15 protein-coding genes and 1 tRNA gene are annotated in these 22229 nt (G+C 71.0%); 4 read left to right on the top strand and 12 right to left on the bottom strand.

Features of this window, described 5'->3' with window-relative positions:
* Positions 1–22 precede the first annotated feature (22 nt).
* Positions 23–877: a putative selenate ABC transporter substrate-binding protein gene (locus BM109_RS04430; protein WP_093340885.1), complete on the bottom strand. Its 855-nt coding sequence runs from the start codon at positions 875–877 to the stop codon at positions 23–25.
* Between the two features lie 109 nt (positions 878–986).
* Between BM109_RS04430 and selD the strand changes: the two genes are divergently transcribed.
* Positions 987–2066 carry a selenide, water dikinase SelD gene (selD, locus tag BM109_RS04425; RefSeq protein ID WP_093340883.1) on the top strand — a complete coding sequence of 360 codons (1080 nt, stop codon included), beginning with the start codon at positions 987–989 and terminating at the stop codon, positions 2064–2066.
* Positions 2067–2216: 150 nt separating this feature from the next.
* Here selD and BM109_RS04420 read toward each other — a convergent pair.
* The 10 genes from BM109_RS04420 to fdnG all read right to left on the bottom strand — a co-directional run bounded on the left by BM109_RS04420 (position 2217) and on the right by fdnG (position 14889).
* Positions 2217–2309, bottom strand: a tRNA-Sec gene (locus BM109_RS04420).
* A 14-nt stretch (positions 2310–2323) separates the two neighbouring features.
* On the bottom strand, positions 2324–4231 hold the full coding sequence (gene selB / locus BM109_RS04415; RefSeq protein ID WP_093340881.1) for a selenocysteine-specific translation elongation factor: 1908 nt from the start codon (positions 4229–4231) through the stop codon (positions 2324–2326).
* 10 nt (positions 4232–4241) lie between these two features.
* Positions 4242–5447 carry a diiron oxygenase gene (locus BM109_RS04410; RefSeq protein WP_093340879.1) on the bottom strand — a complete coding sequence of 402 codons (1206 nt, stop codon included), beginning with the start codon at positions 5445–5447 and terminating at the stop codon, positions 4242–4244.
* Complete coding sequence (locus BM109_RS04405) at positions 5413–6273, bottom strand: phosphate/phosphite/phosphonate ABC transporter substrate-binding protein (RefSeq protein ID WP_256222341.1); 861 nt, start codon at positions 6271–6273, stop codon at positions 5413–5415. Before BM109_RS04405 ends, BM109_RS04410 begins: the two co-directional genes overlap by 35 nt.
* Before the next feature lie 10 nt (positions 6274–6283).
* Entirely contained in the window at positions 6284–7399 is a 1116-nt protein-coding gene (locus BM109_RS04400; RefSeq protein ID WP_093340877.1) for an acyl-CoA dehydrogenase family protein, read from the bottom strand.
* A gap of 297 nt (positions 7400–7696) precedes the next feature.
* Positions 7697–9145, bottom strand: a complete 1449-nt coding sequence (selA, locus tag BM109_RS04395) for an L-seryl-tRNA(Sec) selenium transferase (protein ID WP_093340875.1) — start codon at positions 9143–9145, stop codon at positions 7697–7699.
* Complete coding sequence (gene fdhE, locus BM109_RS04390; protein ID WP_093340872.1) at positions 9145–10161, bottom strand: formate dehydrogenase accessory protein FdhE; 1017 nt, start codon at positions 10159–10161, stop codon at positions 9145–9147. Before fdhE ends, selA begins: the two co-directional genes overlap by 1 nt.
* A gap of 49 nt (positions 10162–10210) precedes the next feature.
* Positions 10211–10834, bottom strand: coding sequence for a formate dehydrogenase subunit gamma (locus BM109_RS04385; RefSeq protein ID WP_093340870.1), 624 nt, complete (start codon positions 10832–10834; stop codon positions 10211–10213).
* On the bottom strand, positions 10831–11808 hold the full coding sequence (fdxH, locus tag BM109_RS04380) for a formate dehydrogenase subunit beta (protein WP_093340868.1): 978 nt from the start codon (positions 11806–11808) through the stop codon (positions 10831–10833). Before fdxH ends, BM109_RS04385 begins: the two co-directional genes overlap by 4 nt.
* 3 nt (positions 11809–11811) lie before the next feature.
* Positions 11812–14889, bottom strand: a complete 3078-nt coding sequence (gene fdnG, locus BM109_RS04375; RefSeq protein WP_143129078.1) for a formate dehydrogenase-N subunit alpha — start codon at positions 14887–14889, stop codon at positions 11812–11814.
* Between the two features lie 590 nt (positions 14890–15479).
* On the opposite strand from fdnG, the gene BM109_RS04360 reads away from it, so the two are divergent.
* Together BM109_RS04360 and BM109_RS04355 are read left to right on the top strand one after the other, a co-directional pair.
* A complete protein-coding gene (locus BM109_RS04360; RefSeq protein ID WP_093340860.1) occupies positions 15480–17996 on the top strand; it encodes an ABC transporter permease in 2517 nt (838 codons plus the stop codon).
* A 111-nt stretch (positions 17997–18107) separates the two neighbouring features.
* The gene (locus BM109_RS04355) at positions 18108–19589 is read left to right on the top strand and encodes an AAA family ATPase (protein WP_093340858.1); all 1482 of its coding nucleotides are present in this window, start codon (positions 18108–18110) and stop codon (positions 19587–19589) included.
* Position 19590: 1 nt separating this feature from the next.
* Here the strand turns inward: BM109_RS04355 and BM109_RS04350 are convergent, their stop codons facing one another.
* Positions 19591–20496, bottom strand: coding sequence for a LysR family transcriptional regulator (locus BM109_RS04350; protein WP_093340856.1), 906 nt, complete (start codon positions 20494–20496; stop codon positions 19591–19593).
* Positions 20497–20652: 156 nt separating this feature from the next.
* On the opposite strand from BM109_RS04350, the gene BM109_RS04345 reads away from it, so the two are divergent.
* Positions 20653–22224: an MFS transporter gene (locus BM109_RS04345; protein WP_093340854.1), complete on the top strand. Its 1572-nt coding sequence runs from the start codon at positions 20653–20655 to the stop codon at positions 22222–22224.
* Positions 22225–22229 lie beyond the last annotated feature (5 nt).

Raw genomic sequence — 22229 nt, 5'->3', positions numbered from 1 at the left:
GCGCGCCGTCCCTCTGTCTTGCTTACTTGATCAGGCCGGCCGACTTGCCCGCCGTCTCGATGCCGTCGTAGTTCGACGATTTGGTCGGGATGAACTTGCTCGCGCGCTGCAGCGCCATGATCTCCTTGTGCGCCGGGTTGGCCGGGTCGAGCTTGAGGAAGGCGTCGGTGAGCTTCTTCGTGAGCGCCGCGTCGAGGCCCGGGCGCACGGTCCAGTTGTAGTCGTAGTAGGTCGGCGTGGTCGCGAGCACGCGCACCTTGAGCGCATTGGGGTTCTTGGCTTCCACCAGCTTGTCCCACACCGAGGCGTTGAGCACGCCGGCCTCGGCGCGCGAGGCGGCCACGAAGGCCACCGTGGCATCGTGCGCGCCCGAGAACGCGACCGTCTTGAAGTCCTTCTCGGGGTTGATGCCGGCCTGCAGCAGGAAGTAGCGCGGCATCAGGCTGCCCGAGGTGGAGGAGGGCGCGCCGAACGCGAAGGTCTTGCCCTTGAGGTCCGCGAGCGTCTTCGCGTTGCTGTCCACCGGCACGATGAACTTGCTGGTGAAGACCTCGTCCTCGGCGCGCTGCACGATCGGCACCGCGCCGCCGTTGGTGCGGATGCGTGCCTGCACGAAGGTGAAGCCGCCGAGCCAGGCGAGGTCGATCTTGTTGGTGGCCAGGCCTTCGACCACGGCGGCGTAGTCGGTCACGGGCGTGAACTGCACGTCCATGCCGGTTTCCTTCTTGAGGTAGTCGCCCAGCGGCGTGAACTTCCGCTGCAATTCGGTCGGCGCCTCGTCGGGAATGGCCGAGACGCGCAGCACGCCCTGCGCGAAGGCGCCGACGGCGGCGAGGGACAGGGTGAGCGCGAGCGCGAGACGCAGGGGCTTTTTCATGGGAAGACCTTCGGTTCGGGTGGGGGAAAAGGGGTGTGCGGGGGGTATGGAGCGGGGCGGCGCGGGCGCTTCGATAATGGCGCCTGCTCCATCCTCGACGGACTTCGACATGACCGATCCTGCCTCGACTTCATTGCTGAATCCGCTCGCGCCGCTGCGGCTCACGAGTTTCTCTCATGGCGGCGGCTGCGGCTGCAAGATCGCGCCCGGCGTGCTCTCGCAGATCCTCAAGAACCATGGCGGCGGCCTGATCCCGCCCGAGCTCATGGTGGGCATCGAGACCGCCGACGACGCGGCCGTCTACAAGCTCAACGACGAGCAGGCGTTGATCGCCACCACCGACTTCTTCATGCCGATCGTGGACGACCCCTACGAGTTCGGCCGCATCGCCGCCACCAATGCCATCAGCGACGTCTACGCCATGGGCGGGCGGCCGATCATGGCGCTGGCCATCCTCGCGATGCCGATCAACCAGCTGCCGGTGGAGGTCATCGCCGAGATCGTGCGCGGCGGGCAGGACGTCTGCCGCGCCGCCGGCATTCCGATCGCGGGCGGCCACACGATCGACTCGGTCGAGCCGATCTACGGGCTCGTCGCCATGGGCCTCGTGCATCCCGACCGCGTGCGACGCAATGCCGACGCGAAGGCGGGCGACGTGCTGGTGCTGGGCAAGCCGCTGGGCGTCGGCGTGCTGTCGGCCGCACTCAAGAAGGAGCAGCTGTCCGAGACCGGCTACCGGCAACTGATCGAGAACACGACGAAGCTCAACACCCCCGGCATCGCGCTCTCGGCGCTCGAGGGCGTGCATGCGCTGACCGACGTCACGGGCTTCGGCCTCGCGGGCCATGCGCTCGAGCTCGCGCGCGGCGCGAAGCTCTCGGCCGTCGTCGAGTGGTCGAAGGTGCCGCTGCTCGACCGCGTCGAGGCCATGGCCGCCGACGGTTTCGTTACCGGTGCCTCGGGCCGCAACTGGGCCGGCTACGGCGCCGAGGTCGAACTCGCCGCCGGCCTGCCGCCGACCGCGCAGGCGCTCCTCAGCGATCCGCAGACCTCGGGCGGCCTGCTCGTGAGCTGCGCGCCGGAGGCCGTCGATGTCGTGCTGAAGGTGTTCGGCGACGAGGGCTTCGACCGCGCCGCCGTCATCGGCCGAGTGGAAGCCAGCGGCCCGTCGCTGCGCGTCGTTCCTTGACCACATAGTTGCCCATCGCCCAAGCTTTTGGTGGGCAGTCGCCGTAGCGAGCAGCCCGAGGTCGGTGCGAGAAGCGCAGACGTACACAGGTACGTCGAGCATCGCAGCGCCGAGATCGGGCTGCGCAGCAGGCGAATGCCCGCCAAAAGGCGGAAGGGGGAAGGAGTCGAACCTTCCCGGCGACGACTGGCGCCACCCACCGGGTTTGAAGCCCGGCCGCCCCACCAGGGACGATCCCCTCCCATGTGCACGGCCCTTCACGGCCGTGCCTCGAACAGCACCGTGTCGGGCCGCAGCAGATGCGTGTCCTTCACGCGCCGCGTGAAGCCGACCCGGTCGAAGAACTCCAGCAGCTGGATCGCGCGCTTGCGGCCCAGCCCGGTCGCGTCCCGGAAACTCGCGGCCTGCAGGCCCTCGGGCCCCTGCAGGCAATCGCGCGCGATCGCCGCCAGGCGTTCGACCGTCGCCTGCGGATAGTACAAGTCCTTGACCACCTGGAAGGCCTCGCCGCGCCGCGCGAGGCTCGCGAGCGTCTGGCGCACCACGGCCTCGCTCGCGCCGCAGTCCTTGGCGAGGTCGCGCACCCAGGGCGGATCGAAGCCGCCGTCGGCCAGCTTCGGCAGCAGCTTCTGCGCGAGCTTCTGCTCGGCCTCGCCGAGCCGCGCCGCATGGTCGGGGCGGTGCAGCCAGGTGCCGCTGCGCACCAGAGCGCCGCGCGCCACCAGCGACTCGACCGCATGCCGCCACAGCGCATCGCCGGTGCGCGGGCCGGCCAGGCGCTTGAGGCGGCGCGCATCGGGGCCGACCTCGTCGGGTGCATCGCGGTGGAAGTCGTCGAGCCGCGCCACGATCCGGGCCTCGAGCGCGTCGAGCTGTTCGCGCGCGATGGTGGTGCCGGCGACGCGCTGTGCATCGCCGGGCAGTGGCAGCGCGGCCTCGTCGGCCAGCGAGAGGGCGCGCGCCACCTGAGCGGTCTCCAGGCCCAGCGGCGCATGGCGCAGCAGCGCCGCGATGCGCTCGTCGCGCGCGTCGAGGCGCCAGGCCGCGAGCGTGTCCAGCCGCTCGGGCGTGCGCCGGTAGCGCACCGGCGCGAAGGGGTCGAGCACGCGCGCGCCGGCCATGGTGCGCGTGGCCGAGGCATCGCGCAGCACGCCGCGGTCGCCGTGCCAGGCGGCGATCTTCTCGCGCAGCACCAGTTGCGCGAGTGCGGTCTCGCCGGGCTGCAGCAGCTCGCGGTCGAGCAGCGCGAGCGAGGCCATGGTGTCGCTCGCGCCCAGGTGCGCATGCACCGTGGTGCCCGAGCGCAACGCCTTGGCCTCGCCGGGCCACAGGCTCAGTTCGATGTCGATGCGGTCGGTGGCCAGCGCGATCGAGGGCGCGCAGATCCATTCGCCGCGCTGCACCTCGTCCTTGGCCACGCCCGCGAGCGCGAGCGCGCAGCGCTGGCCCGCCTGCGCGTGCTCGGCCTGCCGGTTCTGCGCATGGATGCCGCGCACCCGCACCACGCGGTCGCCGGGCGCGATGCGCAGCTCGTCGCCCACGCGCACCTCGCCGCTGAAGGCGGTGCCGGTCACCACCGTGCCGACGCCCGCGAGCGTGAAGGCGCGGTCGACCGCAAGGCGGAAGGCCAGGCCCGGCTCGCGCGCGCGCTCGTCGCGCGCCACGGCCACGAGCCGCGCGCGCAGCGCCTCGATGCCCTCGCCCGTGACGGCCGAGACCGCGAACACCGGCGCGCCCGCCAGCGGCGTCGGCGCCAGCAGCGCCTCGACCTCGGCACCCACCTCGGCCAGCCGCGCCGCGCGCTGCGCGGGGTCGATGCGGTCGATCTTGGTGATCGCCACCGTGGCGCCGCGCACGCCGAGCAGCGCCACCACCGCAAGGTGCTCGCGCGTCTGCGGCATCACGCCGTCGTCGGCCGCCACCACCAGCAGCGCATGCTCGATGCCGGTGGCGCCCGCCAGCATGGTGTGCAGCAGGCGCTCGTGGCCCGGCACGTCGACGAAGCCCAGCGACACGCCCTCGGGCGCGTGCAGGTAGGCATAGCCGAGCTCGATCGAGATGCCGCGGCGCTTCTCCTCGGGCAGCCGGTCGGTGTCGACGCCGGTCAGCGCGCGCACCAGCGAGGTCTTGCCGTGGTCGATGTGGCCTGCGGTTCCGATGATCATGGCGCGAGCATCACATGAAATTGCGCGTGTGCAATTCGGACAGCCGCTCGGCCTCGGCGCGCTCGAAGCCCAGCCGCGCGAGGCGCGCGCGCCGGCCCGCCGCCATGTCGCGCTGCAGCTGCTGCACGGCCGCGTGGCCGCGCGCGACGGCCGCCGGCGAGAGCGCGCCCGCGGCCAGCAGCACGAGTGCGTCGAAGACTTCCTCGTTGAGGCCCGCGGTGGTGGCCAGCGCGTCGTAGCGCAGCTCGATCGCGTTGCGCAGCCGGGCCTGGAACTCGGGCTGCACCGACAGCCGGTACTCGAGGTGCGCCATGCCGAAGGCCACATGGCGCGCCTCGTCGCGCGCGGCGAGCCGCGCGATCTGCCGCGTCACCGGGTCGGGCGCATGGGCCTGCAGGAAGTTGAGCAGGTTGACGAAGCTGCCCTCGCCGAGCACGGCCAGCAGGAAGGTGGCGATCGAGAAGTCGGGCGCCTCGAACAGCGTGCGCAGCGAGGCCTGGCCGCCGGCGGTCGACAGCGCGGGCTCGTGGCCGCGCAGCGTGGCGCGCCGCGTGAAGACCTCGATGTGCCGCGCCTCGTCGGCGCACTGCAGCGCCAGCAGCTGCAGCACCTCGCGAAAGTGTGGATGGATCTGGCCCAGGTGGCGCGCGGGCACCAGCAGCGCGGCGTTCTCGTTCTCGATCAGGTAGGTCATCACCTGCACCACCGCGGCCTCAATGGCCGGCGGCAGTTCGAACGGCGCCGCCCAGTCGATGGCGGTGGCCGGGTCCCACTGGGCCGCAGCGGCCTGCGCATAGAGCTCGCCCGCGGTGGCGGCCCAGAGTTCGTGGCGCTGGTGCAGCGAGAAGAAGAAGTCGGGACTGCCGGCCTCGACCGTGGCGCCGCGCGCGGCCAGGCCCCAGCCCGGCAGGGCATCGGCCTCGGTGCCGCCAATCGCATGGCCGGTGGGCTGTGCGCCGCGCCAGCGGCCCTCGGCATGCGGGCTGCGCGTGATGCGGGCGAGCGTCATGCCCTGGTCGTCCTGCTCGAAGCGCAGCGGATGGCCCTGGCTGCGGCACCAGGCCTCCAGGTGCAGCTCCCAGGCCGGTGCCGTGCCGCGCACGCGCAGCTCGCCGCCCACGGGCCGCTCGGCCAGCGCGCGGCGGATGAGCAGCAGGGCGCCCTGGTCGAGGCCCAGCGACTCAATATCGATAGCCGGTGGCGGTGATGCGGCCATCGCCGTCGTAGAAACGCTCGTCGTCGACCGCGCGCTCGAGCAGCGCATAGCCGCTGGTGCGGCCGGCGCGCCATTCGCGCAGGCCCTCGAGTTCGAGCAGCGGGCGCACCTGCGGGTCGTCCCAGCGCATCGCCATCAGCAGCGACACGAAGCGCTCGATGAGCGCGGCCGGCGCGTCGGGACTGGTGGTGAAGTTGCAGTGGTCGTAGGCGCCGGTGCGCGCCAGCACGCGCGTGCTGCCCGCTGGCAGGGTGCCGTCGAGGCCGAAGGCCAGCAGGTTGCCGTCGATCAGGCAGCAGGCGTCGATCTCGCCGGCGCGCAGCGCCATGGCCGCGTCGCGTTCGCCGCCGATGTGGTCGCCATGCTTGCCGCCGAGCACGTCGAACAGGCGGGCCTGGAAGTCGCGCGACTGCACCAGGCCCGCGCCGCGCAGGTGGTCGAGCGGGATCAGCGTGGCCTGCGGCGAATCGGTCGCGCCGAAGCCGATGGTCTTGCCGCGCAGCTGGTCGAGCGACTGCACCGGGCTGTCGGCGCGCACCACGATGGCCGAGCGCAGGTCGCAATCGGTGTCGCGCATGGCCACGGCGTGCACCTGCTGGCCGCGGGCGCGCGCGATGCGATCGGCGCGCACCCAGGCCAGCGGCGAGTTCCAAGCCAGGTGGATGCTGCCGTCGAACTGCGCCTCGACCTGGCGCTCGTAGTTCGAATACAGCAGGTAGTCGAAGGCCAGGCCGTGCTGCGCGAAGAAGGCCTTGAAGCCTTCCCAGATGGTGACGACCTTGGGCGCGTAGGCGACGGCGCCCATGATCAGCGTCGGTTCGGACACGGGCGCCTCCTCAGAACAGCGGCAGGCCGGTGATGGCCTTGCCGATGAAGTCGTAGAGCACGTCGGAGGTCGGCGCCATCACGCTCGAGGCGCGCGCGTCGCGGAACAGCCGCTCGATGCCTGCCTCCTTGCGGAAGGCCGCGCCGCCGCACACGCGCATCGCGGTGTCGGTCACCGTCAGCGCGGACTCGGCCGCGGCGGCCTTGACCTCGAGCACGCGCAGCATGGTGTCGGCACGGCCCGCGCCGATGGCGGCGATGGTGTCGTCGAGCAGGGCCTGCGCCATGTCGGCCTGGATGCGGGCGCGCGCGAGGTAGGCGCGGATGGTGGGCAGGTCGGCCAGCGAGCTGTCGAGGTGCACGTGCTTCGTCTGGCTCACGTGGCCGATGGCGCGCGCCAGGGCGCCGTTCATCAGGCCCACCGAGCAGGCGGCGCTGAGCACCGAGAACCAGGGCAGCACCACGCCCATCATGGTGTCGAAGCCCTTGCCGTCCTCGCCGAGGCGATCGCTCGCGGCGACGCGCACGCCCTTCGCCGCGATCGGCGTGGAGGCGTTGCCGCGCAGGCCCAGGCCGTCGAAGCGTCCGGGCTGGCTCAGCCCCTCGGCCTTGGCGCCGACCAGCCACAGCGTGCTCGCGCCCTCGGTCGCCAGCGGCTTGCTCGACCAGACATAGCTGTCGGCCTCGAAGGCCGAGGTGACCCAGCTCTTGCGCGCATCGAGCAGCACGCCGTCGCCGTCGGCGCGCGCGGTGCCGGTGGGGGCCCAGAAGTGGCTGCGCGAGTCGGCCTCGGAGAAGGCCAGCGTGCTCAGGTGGCGGCCTTCGGCGACGGCCTTGCGCACGGCCTCGGGGCCCTGCTGCTCGAGCACCGCGGTGGCGCAGTAGTGCATGCAGACCACCATCGCGGTGGAGGGGCAGGTCTGCGCGAGCTGCGCGACCACCTGCGCGGCTTCCTTGAGGCCGAGGCCCTGGCCGCCCACCGCGGTGGCCGAGACCAGGCCGAGCAGGCCGGCCTTGCCGAGCGCCTCGATAGCCTCGCGTGGGAACCGTGCCTCGGCATCGGTGCGGGGGGCCAGCGGCTGGAGGACTTCCTTGTCGATATCGGCGAGCGCGTCGAGCGGGTTCATCGCATTCTCCTGAGGTCGGGGTTTAGAACGTGTTCATGATCTTTTCATGGTGCCCGTTGCCCCGCAAAGCTGGCAGGTGCAAGGCGCAAAGCGCAGCCGGGCTGGTGGCCCGGCGAGCATTTGCAACGCCGCAGATGCCAGCTTTGCGGGGCAACCCGAAGGGCAAGGCAGCAAAGCGCCGCACTCGTCGTTGCGCACCTTGTCCAGGCATCAGCCTGGACGGCGGCGCGCGCCTAGATTGCGACGCTTTGCTGCCTTGCGGGCACCATGAAAAGATCATGAACACGTTCCGGGACATCACTGGAGCCGCTCGCGCAACAGGGCGAGCTGGGCCGAGAAGGGGGCGCTGTCTTCCAGGCAGCGCAGGTCGAGCAGCAGCCGGTCCTCGGCGATGCGGCCGATCACCGGCAGGGGCAGGCCGCGCAGCGCGGTGGCGAGCGCATCGAGCGCGGTGCCGAGGCCTTTCTTCGCGGTGCCGGCCGGTGCCAGCGCGAGGCCGGCCGAGGGCAGGCGCTCGATGGGCAGCGAGCCCGAGCCGATCTGCCCGAGCAGCGGCACCACCTCGACCGTGAAGCGTGGCGCCACGGCCTCGCGCACGGCGGGCAGCAGCGCCTGCGCCAGCTCGCGGATCGCATCGGCCGGGCGCGTGAGCAGGCGCAGCGTCGGCAGGTCCTGCGCGAGGCGCTCGGGCCGCAGGTAGAGCGACAGCGTGGCTTCGAGCGCGGCCAGCGGCAGCTTGCTCATGCGCAGCGCGCGCTTCATCGGGAACTTGCGGATGCGGCCCACGGCCTCCTTGCTGCCGACGATGAGGCCGGCCTGCGGGCCACCGAGCAGCTTGTCGCCCGAGAAGGTGACCACGTCGCAGCCGGCCGCGAGCATCTCCTGCGGCAGCGGCTCGCGCGGCAGGCCGTAGTGCGCGAGGTCGATCAGCGAGCCGCTGCCGAGGTCGGTGGCCAGTGGCACGCCGCGCGCATGAGCGATGCCGGCCAGCGTGGCCTCGTCGACCGCGGCGGTGAAGCCCTGCACCGCGTAGTTGCTGGTATGGACCTTCATCACGAGCGCGGTGCGCGCGTTGATGGCGCGCTCGTAGTCCTGCGGATGGGTGCGGTTGGTGGTGCCGACCTCGACCATCTGCGCGCCCGCGCTGGCCATCACGTCGGGCATGCGGAAGGCGCCGCCGATCTCGACCAGTTCGCCGCGCGAGACGATCACCTCGCGCTCGCGCGCCAGCGCCGCGATGGTCAGCAGCACCGCGGCCGCGTTGTTGTTGACCACGGTCGCGGCCTCGGCGCCGGTGATGGTGCGCAGCAGGTCTTCGACCAGCGAGTCGCGGTCGCCGCGGCTGCCGGTGGCGAGGTCGTACTCGAGGTTGTTGGGCGAGGTCATGACCTCGAGCAGCCGCTGCAGCGCCGCATCGGCCAGCAGCGCGCGGCCGAGGTTGGTGTGGATGACGGTGCCGGTGAGGTTGAGCACGCTGCGCATGCGCGGCGCGAGGCGTTGCGCGATGCGCAGCGCGAGCGTGGTGTCGAGCGCGCCGGCCTGCACCTCGGCGGCGGGCAACTGGCCGGCCAGGGCGCGGGCACGCAAGGCATCGAGCAGCGCGCGGGCCTCGCCGGCCACCAGCGTGTGGCCATGCTCGGCCACGAGGGCCTGCGCGGCGGGAGCGCGCAGCAGTCGATCGACAGAAGGCAGATCCTGGGGCCTTGCCGTCGAGCCGTGGACCACGGACTCTTCGGGCGCCTTCATCAGCCGCCTCCGCCGTCGTCGGGGATTTCGGGGTCGCCGAACAGCAGCATCAGGTTGTGGCCGCTGCGCTGGTGGCCGTTCTCCGACACCAGCAGGTCGAGCGTGACGCTCGCGAGGTCGTCGGCCACCGGTTCGACCTCGGGGTCTTTTTCCATCGCGATCTGCTTGAGGTAATGGCCGCAGGTGTCGCAGCACTCGGCCTTGACCGCGCCCTCGCGCGCGCCGGTGGCAGGCAGCGCGACACCGGGCTCGGGCGTCAGCGATTCGAAGTGGATGCCCTTGGTGCTCTCGCAGTGCGTGCACTTGATGCGCACGTAGTGCCACTCGGTGCCGCACAGCGCGCAGTGCAGGTAGCGGAAGCCCGCCTCGTCCGCGCCGATGCGCGTGATGCTCGCCGTGGGCGCGCTGCCGCAGCAGGGGCAGAGGTTGCCGGGATCGGTGCGGCCGAAGATGTTTTCGCCATGCTGTTGCGCTACTTGCAGCACGAGCTGTGTCCAGTAGACCTGCAGGCCGGCCGCGATCAGCGGCGCGGCCGCGAGGTCGAGGCCGAACATGATGCGGCGCGACAGCCGGTCGGCCTGCTGTTCGAGCCAGTCGTCGTCGGCGGCCGTCACGCGGTCGAGCGTGTCGCGCGCCGGGCCGTCGGACAGCCGCGCGCGGAACAGGCCGAGCAGGCGGCGCAGCTCGGCGCGCCAGACCGGATCGCGCGGCCAGCCGAAGGCCGGCAGCGGCGGCTTGAGCGCGCGCGACGCGGCCTCGAGCGCCTCGGCCTCGGGCAGCGCGACCGGCGCGTGGTCCTGCAGCACCTGGTGCTGGGCCTGCGCGAGGTCGGCGATGAAGATCAGGTACTCGCGCATCGGGTGCGAGGCCGCGAGCTGGCGCAGCCGCAGCTGCCGGTCGGAGAAGGCGGCGGCGCGCACCGGCAGCCGCAGGAAGGGCATCTGCCGCCCCGCCTGCATGGCGATCTGCTCGGGCTCGAGGACGCGCGTGGTGCGGATCGGTGGGCTGCTGCTCATCCGGACGACTCTACAGCGAATCGCCCGGATCGCAATGCAGGGTGGATGCTCATTCGCCGCGCGTCATCTTGCGATGCCACAGCGGATGGTTGAGCTTGGCCCAGCCTTCGGTGACGGTGCCGCGCGTCATCGCGCGCAGGGTGCCCTTGACCCAGATCGCGGCATAGATGTGCGTGATGACCGAGAGGATCAGCACCACGGCCGAGGCCGCATGCACCACCACCGCGATGCGCCGCACGAGGATCGGGAAGAAGTGGACGAACCACGGGCTCCAGAACATGAAGCCCGTGACCAGCAGCAGCAGCAGGCTGATGCCGAAGGCCCAGAACACGAGCTTCTGGCCCGCGTTGTACTTGCCCACCGGCGGCATGCTCGACTTGTCGCCCTTGAGCATCTTCGGCGCGTTGGCGATCCACTCGCGGTCGCCGCGGTCGAGCATGTTCTCGCGCCACATGGTGAAGAACAGGAACGCGAAGCCCAGCACCATCAGCACACCGAGGAAGGGATGCAGGATGCGCGTCCACGGCCCGCCACCGAACAGGTTGGTGAGGAAGAACAGCGCCGGATGGAAGAAGGCCAGCCCCGAGAGCGCGGCCGCGAAGAACATGATCGCCACGAACCAGTGGTTCATGCGCGTGGCATCGCGGTAGCGGCGAAGGTAGTAGCGGGTCATCGCGTCTCTCCTCGGGTCTCTCCTCGGGTCTCTCCTCGGGCTGATGCCGGCGGTTCCTCGATCACTACCACCTCATCGGGCTTGCCGTCGAGGTCGGCGTCCGGATGGTCTTCCTTGGGCTCGATCGGGCCGGTCTTCATGTAGTGGAAGAAGCTGCCGACCACGGCGCCGATCATCGCCACCATGGCGAGCGGCTTGGCCACGCCCTTCCACAGCGAGACCAGCGGGCTGATCTGCGGATCCTTCGGCAGGCCGGCATAGAGGCCGGGCCGGTCGGCATGCTGCAGCACGTACATGACGTGCGTGCCGCCGACGCCGGCCGGGTCGTAGACGCCGGCGTTCGAGAAGCCGCGCTCCTTGAGGTCGACGATGCGCTCCGAGGCGTACTCGTGCATGTCCTCCTTGGTGCCGAAGTGCAACGCGCCCGTGGGGCAGGCCTTCACGCAGGCCGGTTCGAGGCCCACGCCCACGCGGTCGGAGCACAGCGAGCACTTGTAGGCCTTGTTGTCGGCCTTGCTGATGCGCGGCACGTCGAAGGGGCAGCCGGTGACGCAGTTGCCGCATCCCACGCAGTGCTCGCTGATGAAGTCGACGATGCCGTTGGCGTACTTGACGATCGCGCCCGGCGACGGGCACGACTTCAGGCAGCCGGGGTCGTCGCAGTGCATGCAGCCGTCCTTGCGGATCAGCCACTCGAGCTTGCCGGCCTCGGGCTCGACCTCGGAGAACTTCATCACCGTCCATGACGAGGGCGTGAGGTCGACCGGGTTGTCGTAGGTGCCGTGCGTGGTGCCGACCTCGTCGCGCAGGTCGTTCCACTGCATGCACGCGACCTGGCAGGCCTTGCAGCCGATGCACGTCGACACGTCGATCAGCTTCGCGACCTGCTGGACCTGCGGGCGGTTGCGGACCTCGGGCGACGGGGTCGTCGTCGCCGAGCGGGCCAGGATGTCTAGGGTTTGAAGAGAGGACATCGGTCAGGCCTTCTCGATGTTCACGGTGAAGGACTTGTATTCCGGGGTCTGCGTGTTCGCATCGCCCACGAAGGGGGTCAGCGTGTTCACGAGATACCCGGGCTTCGCGATGCCGACGAAGCCCCAGTGGTTCGGCAGCCCCACGGTGTGGACCGTGCGGCCGTCGACCTGCAGCCCGACGATGCGCTTGGTGACGACGGCCACGGCCTTGATGAAGCCGCGCTTGCTCGACACCTTGACCATGTCGCCATGGCCGATGCCCTTCTCCTTCGCGAGCTCCTCGCCGATCTCGACGAACTGCTGCGGCTGGATGATGGCCGAGGTGCGCACGTTCTTGGTCCAGTAGTGGAAGTGCTCGGTGAGCCGGTAGCTGGTGGCCACGTACGGGAAGTCCTTCGGCACGCCGAGCCGCTCGAGGTCGCCCTTGAAGATGCGCGCGGCCGGGTTGGCGCGCGCCTTCTCGTTGTTCGGGTGCATCAGGTTGTTGACCAGCGGCGACTCGAAGGGCTCGTAGTGCTCGGGCAGCGGACCCTCGGCCATGCCGGTGGGCGCGAACAGCCGCGCCACGCCCTCGGCCGTCATGATGAAGGGCCGCACCGCGTCGGCCTCCATCGGGTTGGCGTCGGGGCGGATGTCGGGCACGTCGGCGCCGGCCCACTGCTTGCCGTTCCACGCGACCAGCGGCCGCTTGGCGATCCAGGGTTTGCCGGTGGCCGGGTCGGTGGAGGCGCCGTTGTAGAGGATGCGCCGGTTCGCGGGCCAGGCCCAGGCCCAGTTCTGCACCATGCCGATGCCGAACGGGTCGGCGTTGTCGCGCCGCGCCATCTGGTTGCCGGCCTGGGTCCAGGCGCCTGCGTAGATCCAGCAGCCGCTGGCGGTGCTGCCGTCGTCGCGCAGCAGGCCGAAGCCCGCGAGCTGCTCGCCGGCCTTGGCCGTCGGCGGCTTGGTCGGGTCCTTCGGGTCGAGCAGGTCGGTCAGCGCGCGGCCGTTGTATTCCATCGCCAGTTCCTGCGCGGACGGCGAGTGTGGAATCTTGTAGGGCCAGGTCAGCTTGACGATCGGATCGGGGAAGGCGCCGCCGTCCTTGATGTAGGCCTGGCGCATGCGGTTGAAGATGCCGGCCACGATCTCGATGTCGCCCTTGGCCTCGCCCGGCGGCTCCGCGCCCTTCCAGTGCCACTGCAGCCAGCGGCTGGAGTTGGTGAGCGAGCCGTCCTCTTCCGCGAAGCAGGTGGAGGGCAGGCGGAACACCGTGGTCTGGATGTCGGTGGTCTTGACGTCGTGGAACTCGCCGAAGTTGCGCCAGAACTCGCTGGTCTCGGTCTGCAGCGGATCGATGGTGACCAGGAACTTGAGCTTGGAGAGCCCGTCGACGATCTTCTTCTTGTCGGGGAACGAGCCCACCGGGTTGAAGCCCTGGCAGATGTAGCCGTTGAGCTTGCCCTGGTTCATGAGCTCGAAGGCCTGCAGCACGTCGTAGAGCTTGTCGATCTTCGGCAGGTAGTGGAAGGCCCACTCGTTGTCGGCCGTGGCCGCGTCGCCCCACCACGATTTCTGCATGCTGACGAAGAACTTGGGGTAGTTCTGCCAGAAGCTCATCTGGTTGGGCCGCAGCGCCTTGAGCGCGCGGGTCTTGTAGTAGTCGGGCAGGTTCTGCTCGTTGTCACGCGCGAGCGACATGTAGCCCGGCAGCGAGTTCGACAGCAGCCCCAGGTCGGTCAGGCCCTGGATGTTGCTGTGGCCGCGCAGCGCGTTCATGCCGCCGCCCGGCACGCCGATGTTGCCCAGCAGCAGCTGCACGATGGCGCCGGTGCGGATCATCTGCGAGCCCTGGCTGTGCTGCGTCCAGCCCAGCGCGTACATGATGGTCATGGTGCGCGTGGGCACGCTGGTGCTCGCGATGTACTCGCAGACCTTGAGGAACTTGTCCTGCGGCGTGCCCGTGATGCGGCTCACCAGCTCGGGCGTGTAGCGCGAGTAGTGCCGCTTCATCACCTGCAGCACGCAGTTCGGGTCCTGCATGCTCATGTCGACCTTGGCCATGCCGGCCTCGTCGAGCGCGTAGCCCCACGACTTGGGGTCGTAGTTGCGCTTCTCGGCGTTGTAGCCGCTGAACAGGCCATCCTCGAACTTGTAGTCGGGCCCGACGATGAAGGGCGCGTTGGTGTAGTTGCGGACGTACTCGGTCTGGATCTTGTCGTTGGACAGCAGGTAGTTGATGACCCCGGCGAGGAAGGCGATGTCGGACCCCGCGCGCACCGGCGCGTAGTAGTCGGCCATCGCGGCCGAGCGCGTGAAGCGCGGGTCGACCACCACCAGGCGGGCCTTGTTCTGTTTCTTGGCTTCGATGACCCACTTGAAGCCGCACGGATGCGCCTCCGCGGCATTGCCGCCCATGATCAGCACGACGTCCGCGTTCTGGATGTCCTGCCAATGGTTGGTCATCGCGCCTCTGCCGAACGTCGGGGCCAGACTGGCCACCGTCGGTCCGTGTCAGACGCGTGCCTGGTTGTCGAACACCAGCATTCCGGTCGAGCGGAATGCCTTGTGCGTGATGTAGCCGGTTTCGTTGGACGAGGCCGAGGCACAGAGCATGCCGGAGCTGGTCCATCGGTTGACGGTCTTGCCGTCGGCGTTGGTGGTCTGGAAGTTGGCGTCGCGGTCGGCCTTCAGCAGCTTGGCGATGCGGTCGAGCGCCTCGTTCCAGCCGATGCGCTTCCACTCGGTGCTGCCGGGCTCGCGCACCTCGGGGTACTTCAGCCGCATCGGGCTGTGCACGAAGTCGAGCAGGCCCGCGCCCTTGGGGCACAGCGTGCCGCGGTTCACGGGGTGGTCGGCATCGCCCTCGATGTGGAGGATGTCGGACACCACGTTCTTCGCCTTGTCGCCCAGGCTGTACATGATGAGTCCGCAGCCCACCGAGCAGTAGGGGCAGGTGTTGCGGGTCTCGGTGGTGCGCGCGAGCTTGAAGTTGCGGGCCTCGGCCAGCGCGGCGGTCGGCGAGAAGCCGAGCGCCACGATGCTGGAGCCGACCAGCCCCGCGCTGCTCACGCGGAAGAATTGCCGGCGGTTCATGTCCATGACGGAACCTCCGGCGACGCTGAAGTGGGTTGTCGTTTCATCGTGGTCTTCTTCTGTGGGGTGGGAAGCGAAAGCGGATCTTCTTTTCTTATTTGGGTGCGGCACCGTCACCGCCCGTTGGAGGTGGAGTACCGCCCCCCGATGAGCCGCCGCCCTGGCCGCTCATGCCGCCGATGGCCGCGCCGCCTTCGGACGGGCCCTTGTGGGCGGAGGAGCTATCGACCGCATCGCCCGACGCGGCGGGCGTGACGCCCGTGGGGCTGGCACCGGAGGCTGCGGCGCCGGGTGCGGCGCTCGCACTGGGCTTGGGATCGCAGGCGGCGAGCAGCACGCCCAGCGCAAGGCACAGGGCGAGAGTGGGCAGACGCTGACATCGTGTCATCGAGACTCCTTGGGGGAAGGGGGTCCGGCGATGGATTCTTCTTGTTCCGGCCGGCCCGGACCTGGCGCCATTGCCGGTCCGTGGAGGCTGGATGTTTGTTGCATCATGCTTCAGCAACTGTCCGCGATCAAGGCCGCGGCGGGTAGGAGAGGGCCGCAATAACCCTCGGATGCGCGGCCCGCCGGGTCGCTGGGCTATCGTCGCGCCCATGAACGCTTCCCTCCGCCTGGGTTGGCGCACGCTCTGGCGCGACCTGCGCGCCGGCGAGCTGCGCCTGTTGATCGTCGCCGTGCTGCTGGCCGTGGCCGCGCTCACGGCCGTCGGCTTCTTCGCCGACCGGTTGCAGGGCGGCCTGAAGCGCGATGCGCGCCAGCTGCTGGGCGGCGACGCGGTGATCGTCAGCGACAACCCGACGCCCGAGGCCTTCGTGGCGCAGGCGCGATCGCTGGGGCTGCAGTCCGCGGGCACCTACGGATTTCCGACCATGGCGCGGGCCGACGATGCGCAGGGCGGCGCGAGCAAGCTGGTGGCGCTGAAGGCGGTGGCCGAGGGCTATCCGCTGCGCGGCAACGTGCAGACGGCCACGGCCCTCGGCGCGCCGGGCGCGGTCACGCGCGACGTGCCGGCGCCGGGCGAAGTCTGGGTCGATGCCTCGCTGCTGGACTCGCTGGCGCTCAAGGTCGGCGACACGCTGCTGCTGGGCGACACCGGCCTGCGCGTGGGCCGCGTCATCACGCTCGAGCCCGATCGCGGCGCGGGCTTCATGAGCTTCTCGCCGCGCGTGATGCTCAACCAGGCCGACGTGCCGCGTACCGGCCTCGTGCAGCCGGCCAGCCGCGTGGGCTACCGGCTCGCGGTGGCGGGGCCCGATGCGGCGGTGAAGCGCTTCGTCGACTGGTCCGAGGCGCAGATCAAGAAGGGCGAGCTGCGCGGCGTGCGGCTCGACTCCTTCGAGAGCGGCCGGCCCGAGATGCGCCAGACGCTGGACCGCGCCGAGAAATTCCTGAGCCTGGTGGCGCTGCTGGCGGCGCTGCTGTCGGCCGTGGCGGTGGCGCTGGCCGCGCGCGGCTTCGCGGCCAACCACCTCGACGACTGCGCGATGCTGCGCGTGCTGGGCCAGAGCCAGCGCACCATCGCCTGGGCCTATGCCTTCGAGTTCGCGGTGGTCGGGCTGGTGGCCAGCGCGCTGGGCGTGGCGATCGGCTTCGGCGTGCACTACGTGTTCGTGCTGCTGCTCGCGGGCCTGGTCGAGACCGCGCTGCCCTCGGCCACGCTGTGGCCCGCGGCCTTCGGCCTGGGCATGGGCCTCACGCTGCTGTTCGCCTTCGGGCTGCCGCCGGTGCTGCAGCTGGCGCGCGTGCCGCCGCTGCGCGTGATCCGGCGCGACGTGGGCGGGCTCAAGCCGGCCTCGCTGGCGGTGCTGGGCATCGGCGTGGCGGGCTTCGCGGCGCTGCTGATGGCGGCCAGCAGCGACATCAAGCTGGGCCTGATCGCGGTCGGCGGCTTCGCGGGCGCGGTGGCGGTGTTCGCGCTCCTGAGCTGGCTCGCGGTCAAGCTGCTGCGGCGCAGCGTCAACGAGACCACCGCGCCGCGCTGGCTGGTGCTGGCTACGCGGCAGATCTCGGCGCGGCCGGCCTATGCGGTGGTGCAGGTCAGCGCGCTCGCGGTCGGCCTGCTGGCGCTGGTGCTGCTGGTGCTGCTGCGCACCGACCTGGTGGCGAGCTGGCGCAAGGCCACGCCGCCCGATGCGCCCAACCGCTTCGTCATCAACGTGATGCCCGACCAGAGCGAGGCCTTCCAGAAGGCGCTGCGCGGCGGCGGCGTCGACAAGTTCGACTGGTACCCGATGATCCGCGGCCGCCTGATCGCGATCAACGACAAGCCCGTGACGCCCGACGACTACAGCGAGGACCGCGCCAAGCGGCTGGTGGACCGCGAGTTCAACCTCAGCAACAGCGCCGAGGCGCCCGCGCACAACAGCATCGTGGCCGGCCGCTGGACGCCCGGCGCGCAGGGCGAGGCGAGCGTGGAGGAAGGCCTGGCCGAGACGCTGGGCCTGAAGCTCGGCGACCGCCTGCGCTTCGACATCGGCGGCATGCAGAACGACACGCGCATCACCTCGCTGCGCAAGGTCGACTGGGGCTCGCTGCACGCCAACTTCTTCGTGATGTACACGGTGCCCTCGCTGCCCGACGTGCCGACCACCTACATGGGTGCCTTCCGCGCGCCCGAGACCAAGGGCTTCGACAACGCGCTGGTGCGCGCCTTCCCGAACGTGACCAACGTCGACATGAGCGCCACCATCAACCAGGTGCAGACGGTGCTGGACCAGGTGATCCGCGCGGTCGAGTTCCTGTTCGGCTTCACGCTCGCGGCCGGGCTGGTGGTGCTGTTCGCGGCCGTCACCGCCACGCGCGAGGAGCGCGCGCGCGAATTCGCCGTGATGCGCGCGGTGGGCGCGCGCGCCAGCCTGCTGCGCCAGGTGCAGCGCGCCGAGCTCGCGGGCGTGGGATTGCTCGCGGGCTTCCTCGCGAGCATCGTGGCCTCGGTGATCGGCTGGGGCCTGGCGCGCTTCGTGTTCGAGTTCACCTGGACCGCCTCGCCGCTCGTGCCGGTGGCCGGTGCACTCGCCGGTGCGGTGCTCGCGCTGGGCGCGGGCTGGTGGGGGCTGCGCGAGGTGCTGCGCCGGCCGGTGGTCGAGACGCTGCGGCGCGCGGCCGAATGAGCTGAGTCGCCAGCAAGGCATCGCGTCGATTTTTTTCGCGCGCCGATCGGAAAGGGGCCGGGAGTGCACTACATTCCCCGGCCCTGCTTTTTTGTGAATCGACTTTCCCGCATGCGCCTGGCGTCCTTCCAGATCACCCACTTTCGCTCGATCAACGACAGCGGTCCCATCGAACTCTCCCGGATCACCACGATCCTCGGCCGCAACGACACCGGCAAATCCAACCTGCTGCGCGCGCTGCACAGCCTGAACCCGGCCGAGGGGCCGGTCAGCGCGCTGAGCCCGATCAAGAACTTTCCGCGCCATCGCCGCCTGAGCGAATGCACGGCCGACACGCCCGTGGTCCACACGCGCTGGCGCCTCGAGCCGCAGGAGCAGGCCGAGCTGGTGCGCATGCTGCCGCGCGCCTCGGGCGTGAGCCACGTGACGGCGGGCCGTGGCTATGGCCCGGCGCGCTGGGCCGGCCTCGAGGGCCTGGGCGACCTGTCGATCGACGTCGGCGATGCCAAGGGCAAGATCCGCAAGATCGTGCCGGCCGTGAAGGCCGCGGCAGAGAAGCTGGCCGACGAACTGCGCGCGCCGCTCGAGCAGGCGGCCGACGCCTTCGATGGCGCGATGATCCTCAACCCCGACCTGCTCAAGTGGTCCGAGGGCGCGCAGCTCGCCCTGGCAGCGCTGCGCCAGGCGCTGGCCGCGGCCGGTGCCGAGCTGGCCGACAAGCCCGCGCAGATGGTGACCGAGCTCGAGGAGCTGTCGCTGTCGATCGTCAGCGACGGGCCCGCGCTCGCGCGCGCCAAGGCGTGGATCCTCGAGCGGCTGCCGCGCTTCGTGTTCGTCGACGAGTACCCCGCGCTGCAGGGCCGCCAGAACATCGCCGACTACCTCTCGAGCGAGGCGCGCGACCATCTCTCGAGCGCGCAGCGCAGCTTCGGCACCCTGTGCCGCGCGGCCGGCCTCGATCCGCGCGAGCTGCATGCGCTGCACGAGCGCGGCGACCAGGCCACGCGCAACCAGCTCGTGAACCGCGCGGGCGCGGCGATGACCGCCGAGATCCGCCGGCTGTGGAAGGACCGGCCGCTCAAGGTGCGCTTCAACCTCGACGGCGACGAGTTCGACACGCTGGTGTCCGACCCGGGCGGCGCCTACGAGGTCGAGGTCGGGCTCGACGAGCGCAGCCGCGGCTTCCAGTGGTTCTTCGCGTTCCACGTGGCCTTCTTCGCGGGTCTGCGCGGCGAGGCCGGCGAGCAAGGCGACGGCGCCATCGTGCTGCTGCTCGACGAGCCCGGCCTGCACCTGCATCCGCGCTCGCAGGCCGACCTGCTCGCGCACTTCGAGCAGGACTTCGCGCAGCAGATCGTCTACACCACGCACTCGCCCTTCATGGTGCCGGCCGGCGAGAAGGCCCCGGTGCGGATCGCGCAGCTCGAGGGCGGCGCGGGCACCACGCTGAGCAGCCGCGAGCTGGCGGCGATCGGCGGCAACGCGCGGATCGGTGCGCTGTTCGATCTGGCGCAGGAGCCGCCGGCCGCGGTGTCCGAGTCGGCCGCAGCGACCGTGCCGGCCGAACCGGCGGTGGCCGCCGCGGCCGCCTGAGTCAGTCGCGCCCGTCGCCTTCGTCGGTCGGCGGCGGAAACATCCGCTCGACCGCGAAGTCCACGAAGGCGCGCACCTTCGGCGACAGCTGCCGGCTCGACGGCCACAGCGCCGAGAACTGGCCGCGGTGCGTGACGTGGGGCGCGAGCACGCGCTGCAGCTCGCCGCGCGCCAGTGCATCGCGCGCGAGGAAGTCGGGCATGAAGCCGATGCCGAGCCCGGCGACGGCGGCGCCGAGCATGGCTTCCATGTTGTTGCACAGCATCGTGCAGGGCAGCCGCTCGGGCAGGCCCGGCAGGGTCCAGTCCTCGATGCGCGTGCCGGTCACGAACTTGTAGCGCAGGCAGGCATGGCCGGCGAGCTCGGCCGGCTGCTGCGGCACGCCATGGCGCGCGAGGTAGGCCGGCGCGGCCACCAGCAGGAAGCGGAACGGCCCGAGCCCGCGCGCCACCAGCCCCGAATCGACCAGCTCGCCGCTGCGGATCGCCACGTCCACGCCCTCGGCGATCACGTCGACCAGTCGGTCGTTGAAGTCGAGGTCGAGCTCGATCTGCGGATAGCGGGCCTGGAAGTCCGGCAGCATCGGCAGCAGGAAGCGGTAGCCGATGGTCGGCAGGCTCACGCGCAGCCGGCCGCGCGGCTGGGCGACGGCGTCCTGCATCATCGCGCGCGCATCGTCGAGCTCGTCGAGGATGCGGCGGCAGCGCTCGTGGAACATCGCGCCTTCCTGCGTGAGCCGCACCTGGCGCGTGGTGCGGTTGAACAGCCGCAGCCCGAGCTGCTGCTCGAGCCGCGCCACGTTCTTGCCGACCGCCGAGGCGGAGATGCCGAGCAGGCGCCCCGCCTTGGCGAAGCTCAGCAGGTCGGCCGCCCGCACGAAGGATTCGAGGCCGCTGAAACTGTCCATCGATTGGCAACCTCAGGTTGGGAGTGAGTGGAGCTATGCGCCCATTCTCTTTGCATTCAATCATTTTTATCTTCTCTTCACGCCGGGGAGGGCGTCGGCCGGGCCTCCGGGCCGGCGCCGCCCGGCCCTGTCTTCGGTCCTGCGTGAAGGGTGTCCATGTCTTCTTCCTTGTCTTCGTCGGCGTCTTCGTCTTCCCCGGCGCCGCATCCGTACTGGCTGCTCGCCGCCGTCTGCCTGGCCGCGATCGGCATGCCGCTGAGCTTCACCGGCCCGGCCGTGGCGCTGCCCGCGATCCATGCCGCGCTGGGCGGCAGCCCGGTACAGCTCAACTGGGTCACCAATGCCTTCATGCTGAGCTTCGGCGGCACGCTGATGGCGGCCGGCGCGCTGGCCGATGCCTACGGGCGCAAGCGCGTGTTCGTGCTCGGGCTGCTGCTGATCCTGCTCGGCAGCCTGTTCGCGGTGTGCGCGCCGGGCATCGTGTGGTTCGACCTCGCGCGCGCCGCGCAGGGGCTCGGTGCGGCCGCGGCCTTCGCCGCCGGCACCGCCGCGCTGGCGCAGGTCTTCGATGGCGCGGCGCGCACGCGTGCCTTCAGCCTGATCGGCACCTCGTTCGGCGCCGGCCTGGCCTCGGGCGCGCTGCTCGCGGGCTGGCTCGGCGAGCGCTTCGGCTGGCAGGCCGTGATGTGGAGCCCCGCGCTCGTGAGCCTGGCGGCGCTGCTCATCGGCGCGGCGTGCATGCGCGAATCGCGCAACCCGCAGGCCATGGGCCTCGACGTGCCCGGCACCCTGAGCTTCACCGGCGCGCTGAGCCTGCTGACGCTGGGCGTGCTGCAGGCGCCCGACAGCGGCTGGGGCAACCCCTGGGTGATCGGCGCGCTGGCCGGCGCCGTGCTGCTGGGCCTCGTCTTCGTCGCGATCGAGCGCCGCGTCGCGCATCCGATGCTCGACCTGACGCTGTTCCGCTATCCGCGCTTCGTCGGCGTGCAACTGCTCGCGAGCGCGCCGGCCTATGCCTTCGTCGTGCTGCTGGTGCTGCTGCCGATCCGCTTCGTCGGGCTCGAGGGGCGCGACGTGGCCGAGACCGGCCGGCTGATGCTCGCGCTGTCGGGGCCGATCCTGGTCGTGCCGACCCTGGCCGCCTGGCTCGCGCACCGCTTCCCGGCCGGCGCCATCTCGGCCGTGGGGCTGCTGGTCTGCGCCGTCGGCCTCTATGCGCTGGGCCGCTGCGCGCCGGGTGCGGCACCGCGCGAACTGCTGCTGCCCCTGCTGCTGATCGGCGGCGGCATCGGCCTGCCCTGGGGCCTGATGGACGGCCTCGCGGTCGGCGTGGTGCCGCGCGAGCGCGCGGGCATGGCCTCGGGCATCTTCAACACCGTGCGCGTGGCGGGCGAGGGCATCGCGCTCGCGCTGGTGGGGGCGGCGCTGACGGCGCTGGTGGCGGCGCGGCTGGCGCACCTGCCGGGCATCGGCGCCGTGGCCTCGGGATCGTCGGCCGCCTCGCAGGCCGCGCAGCAGGTCACGACCGGCGGCCTGCAGCAGGCGCTCGCGCTGCTGCCGGGCCTGGACCGCGCCGCGGTGCTGCAGGTGTATGGCGATGCCTTCGCCACGCTGCTGCTGGGGCTCGCGGCCGTGACGGTGCTGACGGCGGTGGTGGTGTTCGCGTTCCTGCGCGGCGAGGAGCAGGCGCAGGGGGCCGAGGCGGCGCTGAACTGCCCGGCGTCCTAGCCGCC

The sequence above is a fragment of the Variovorax sp. PDC80 genome (assembly GCF_900115375.1).
GTDB lineage: Bacteria > Pseudomonadota > Gammaproteobacteria > Burkholderiales > Burkholderiaceae_C > Variovorax.
This window is presented reverse-complemented; position numbering and strand designations above follow the sequence as displayed.